The sequence below is a fragment of the Streptomyces sparsus genome (assembly GCF_054776295.1).
The window spans coordinates 1-4,582 of the sequence record NZ_BAAHCA010000365.1 but is presented as its reverse complement, the minus strand read 5'-3'; the positions used below and the strand labels follow the sequence as shown (position 1 = coordinate 4,582).

Annotated in this window: 3 protein-coding genes and 1 pseudogene; 2 read left to right on the top strand and 2 right to left on the bottom strand. The window is 71.8% G+C overall.

What is annotated here, in order from left to right; all coding sequences use genetic code 11:
* Positions 1 to 1,166 (bottom strand): glycosyltransferase family 4 protein (locus ACYVE9_RS16435; RefSeq protein ID WP_461028610.1); only part of this gene is annotated, 1,166 nt, incomplete at its 3' end.
* 341 nt (positions 1,167 to 1,507) lie between these two features.
* Here ACYVE9_RS16435 and ACYVE9_RS16430 point away from each other — a divergent pair.
* Positions 1,508 to 2,776 (top strand): cytochrome P450, encoded by a 1,269-nt coding sequence (locus ACYVE9_RS16430; protein WP_461028609.1) that lies wholly within the window; start codon positions 1,508 to 1,510, stop codon positions 2,774 to 2,776.
* Between the two features lie 54 nt (positions 2,777 to 2,830).
* Here ACYVE9_RS16430 and ACYVE9_RS16425 read toward each other — a convergent pair whose 3' ends face one another.
* Positions 2,831 to 4,117 (bottom strand): adenylosuccinate synthase, encoded by a 1,287-nt coding sequence (locus ACYVE9_RS16425; protein ID WP_461028608.1) that lies wholly within the window; start codon positions 4,115 to 4,117, stop codon positions 2,831 to 2,833.
* A gap of 178 nt (positions 4,118 to 4,295) precedes the next feature.
* On the opposite strand from ACYVE9_RS16425, the pseudogene ACYVE9_RS16420 reads away from it, so the two are divergent.
* A pseudogene (locus tag ACYVE9_RS16420) lies at positions 4,296 to 4,582 on the top strand (hypothetical protein); the annotation flags it as partial.

The following is a 4,582-nucleotide window of genomic DNA, read 5'->3' as shown; positions in this document are numbered from 1 at the left end:
GGTACCGGGCGCCGCGTGCGGGTGGCCGTGCGCAGGTCGTCGAGCAGGTGCTCGTACCGCTCCGCGACCTGCTCTGGCGCGTAGCGTTCGGCGGCGCGCTGCCGGGCGACCCGGCCCATCCGGACCCGCAGGTCCCGGTCCGCCATCAGCTCGCCCAGGGCGGCGCCGAGGGCCGCCACGTCGTTGCGCGGTACGAGCCGACCGTTCTCCCCGTCCTGGATGATCTCCGCCGGTCCGTGCGGGCAGTCCGTGCTCACCACCGGGAGACCGCACCGCATGGCCTCCACGATGGTCATGCCGAAGGACTCCTGAGCCGAGGAGACCGCGGCGACGGAACCCTTCACCCACTCCGCCTCGATGGGGGCGGCCGGGCCCATCATCAGTGCGCGGTTGTGCAGTCCGAGCCGGTTGATGTGGCGGGTGACGGCCGCCCGGTCGGCGCCTTCGCCGTAGATGCGCAGGGTCCAGTCGGGGAAGTCGGGGCTGACCCGGGCGAAGGCGCTGACCAGCATGCTGAATCGTTTGGCCTTCACGATGCGGCCGGCCGCCACCACCACCTTCGACTCGCCGTCCACCGGTGGCAGGCCCGGATCGGGCACCGAGTTGGGGATGGACAGCACCCGGGTGCCGGGCAGGTGCAGGCCGGCCCGATGGGCCCGGGCGTCGGCCTCCGTCATGGTCACCAGCGCGTCCAGCCCCGGGTAGTGGCGCTGGAGGTCCATGCGCAGGTGGTGCGGGTGCCGGTTGTGCGTGAGGTGCTCCTGCCCCACGAGCACCGCCCGGCCGGGCCCGAAGCGGGCCAGCAGCACGTTGAGGCCGGTACGGGCGCTGAGGACGGCGTCGGCGTCCGTCCGTGCGAACCAGTCGAGGATGCGCTGCTCGGCCAGCCGGCTGTACTCGCGGGCGCGGACCTCGCTGGGCGGGAAGAGGACCCCCGGTGCCTTCTCCAGCGGGTCGTCGCGGTCGGCGGCGCCGCGCCGGCGGTCGACGAGCGGGATGACGGGCACGCCGGGGGAATCCGCGAGTCGCGGCGCGTCGCGGTGCCGGAAGACCGAGACCATCTCGACCTCGTGCCCACGGTCGGCCAGTGCCCGGGCCAGCGTGAAGGTGGTCCGGGTGGTGCCGCCGATGGCATAGGCGTTGTGGAGCAGCATGGAGATCTTCAAGGCATCGCTCCCCGCGGTCGTCCGGTCTGTCCGGTCGTCCGGTCGTCCGTGGTCTGCGGACGTCCGTGGTCGGTCCTCACCGGTACGGCAGCGGTGCCACCGTCCGGGGGCGACGGGCCCCCGCGCGGCTCGGCGGCGGTGCGGTCCGCACCGGTGCGGGGCCCGGGAGCGGCGGTGCCGAGCCTGAGCCCCAATCGCTAAGATAATCCGCTTAGTGGCGGAATCGTGGCTTCCGTCGCGCCACGCGCGCCCGCGCCGCCTCCGCCCGGCCACGGGACCCCGGTCGCACAGCCCCGGTACGGCCCCTGGATCGCCGTCCGCGAGGGCCGTACCGTCACCGCATGGACAGCGCGTCACCCGCCGAGCAGACCGGCCCGCACCCCGCCGCACGGACCGGCCCCCGCCCCGGTGCCGTCTTCGACCCCTGGTCACCGGAGTTCGTGGCCGATCCGTACCCGGCGTACGCGGACCTGCGGGCCGGCGGCCGGGTGCAGTGGTTCGAACGGTCCGGGCAGTGGCTGGTGCCGCACCACGCGGAGGTGAGCGCACTGCTGCGGGACCGGCGGCTGGGCCGGACGTACCTGCACCGCTTCACCCACGAGGAGTTCGGCCGCACCCCACCGCCGCCCGAGGAGGAGCCGTTCCAGACGCTCAACGGCCACGGGCTGCTGGACCTGGAGGCCCCGGACCACACACGGGTGCGGCGGCTGGTGGCGAAGGCGTTCACCCCGCGGACCGTGCGGCGGCTGGAGCCGACCGTGCGGCGGATGGCGGACGAACTGGCCGCCGCGCTGGTCGCGGACGGCGGCGGAGACCTGATCGAGCAGGTCGCCGAGCCGCTGCCGGTGACGGTGATCGCCGAGATGCTGGGCGTGCCCGCCGCCGACCGGCCGCTGCTGCGCCCCTGGTCGGCGGACATCTGCGGCATGTTCGAGCTGCGGCCGGGCCCGGAGTCGGTGCGCCGGGCGGTGCGGGCCTCGGTGGAGTTCTCCGGTTACCTGCGGCAGCTGATCGCCGAGCGCCGTCGCGCGCCCGGTGAGGACCTGGTCAGCGCGCTGATCGCGGTGCACGACGACGGTGAGCACCTGTCCGAGCAGGAGATGGTGTCCACCTGCGTGCTGCTGCTGAACGCCGGCCACGAGGCGACGGTGAACACCACCGGCAACGGCTGGTGGACGCTGTTCCGCAACCCGGCGGAGCTGGCGCGGCTGCGGCAGGCGCCGCGGCTGCTGCCGTCGGCGCTGGAGGAGCTGATGCGCTACGACACGCCGCTCCAGATGTTCGAGCGCTGGGTGCTGGACGACATCGAGATCGACGGCACGGTTGTGCCGCGCGGTGCCGAGCTGGCGTTGCTCTTCGGTTCCGCCAACCGGGACCCGGAGCGGTTCGCCGACCCGGACCGACTGGACCTCGGACGGCGGGACAACCCACACCTGACGTTCGGCGCGGGCATCCACTACTGCCTGGGGGCGCCGCTGGCCCGGCTGGAGCTGGCCGCCTCCTTCGAGGCGCTGCTGGAGCGTGCCCCCGGGCTGCGTCCGGCGGCGGAGCCGGAGTGGAGCCCGGGGTACGTCATCCGGGGACTGCGAAAGCTTTTGGTGGAGGTGTGAGGGGGGGCTTTCTCACACCTCCACCTGACAGTACGGAGCGGCGCCGCGCGGTGTTCAGTCGAGGAACGAATGGATCTGGATCGTTTCGTCGCGGCCCGGTCCGACGCCGATCGCGGAGATCCGCGCGCCCGACATCTGCTCCAGCGCCTTGACGTAGTCCTGGGCGTTCTTCGGCAGGTCGTCGAAGGTCTTGGCCTTGGTGATGTCCTCCGACCAGCCCGGCAGCATCTCGTAGACCGGCTTCGCGTGGTGGAAGTCGGTCTGGCTGTAGGGCAGTTCGGTGACGCGCCGGCCGTCGATCTCGTAGGCGACGCAGACCGGGATCTGCTCCCAGCCGGTGAGCACGTCGAGCTTCGTCAGGAAGAAGTCGGTGAGGCCGTTGACGCGGGTGGCGTAGCGGGCGATGACCGCGTCGAACCAGCCGCAGCGGCGGTCGCGCCCGGTGGTGACGCCCTTCTCACCGCCGATGGTGCGCAGCGCCTCACCGTCGGCGTCGAGCAGTTCGGTGGGGAACGGTCCGGCGCCGACCCGCGTCGTGTAGGCCTTGAGAATGCCGATGACCCGGCTGATCTTCGTCGGGCCCACCCCGGCGCCGGTGCAGGCGCCGCCCGCCGTCGGGTTGGAGGAGGTGACGAAGGGATACGTGCCGTGGTCGACGTCCAGCAGGGTGCCCTGGCCGCCCTCGAAGAGCACGACCTTGCCCTCGTCGATGGCGTTGTTGAGCACCAGCGTCGTGTCGCAGACGAAGTCCCGCAACTGGTCGGCGTAACCGAGCAGTTCCTCGACGACCTGGGCGGAGCTGATCGCCCGCCGGTTGTAGAGCTTGGCCAGAACCTGGTTCTTGAAGTCCAGCGCGGCGTCGACCTTCTGCACCAGGATGGACTCGTCGAAGAGGTCCTGGACGCGGATGCCGACACGGTTGATCTTGTCGGCGTAGGTCGGGCCGATACCGCGCCCGGTGGTGCCGATCTTGCGCTTGCCGAGGAAGCGTTCCGTCACCTTGTCGATCTCGGTGTGGAACGGAGTGATCAGGTGCGCGTTGCCGCTGAGCAGCAGCTTGGAGGTGTCCACGCCACGCTGTTGCAGCCCGCTCAGCTCGGAGAGCAGGACCGCCGGGTCGACGACGACGCCGTTGCCGATGACCGGCGTGCAGCTGGGGGAGAGGATCCCGGAGGGGAGCAGGTGGAGCGCGTACTTCTGGTCGCCGACGACGACCGTGTGGCCGGCGTTGTTGCCGCCCTGGAAACGCACCACGTAGTCCACGGAGCCACCGAGCAGGTCGGTGGCCTTCCCCTTGCCCTCGTCACCCCACTGAGCACCGAGCAGCACAAGTGCGGGCACAGGCGTACACCCCTTCCGGGCGGGGCATGTCCAACGTGCGCAAGTGGCGTGATTGCCGCTTGCCAAGCGGCTCGACACCACAAGAGCCGTGGACCGGTGCCCCGGATAGACGAAGCCCCTGGCGCAACAGCGGCAGCAGGGGCTCTTGCACCGAGAGGTTACCTGAGGAAGGACGAAGGTGTCGGCTCCAGACCTGCTCGTGGTCGTCTGCCCGGCCGCCCGGCACATCGACGGTGAGTCCGTGCGGATCGCCAGGGATGTGCTGCGGGCGGTCGCGCCCGGACTGAAGTTGTGCCTGCCGGAGCACCGGGAGGACCTGGCCGGGGTGCTGTCCCGGCGGGGCAGTCGCCGCCCGGTGGTGGTCGGCGACCACCGGGCGCTGCTGTGGGCCGTGCAGCTGCTGCACCGTGAACGGCTGGCCGGCGGCCGTCGTGGCGGGCGGGAGTCGACGGCGCTGGCGGTGGT

Excerpts from the sequence above, each read along its gene's own strand:
- ACYVE9_RS16430 (WP_461028609.1), top strand. The coding sequence starts at position 1,508 with ATGGACAGCGCGTCACCCGCCGAGCAGACCGGCCCGCACCCCGCCGCA.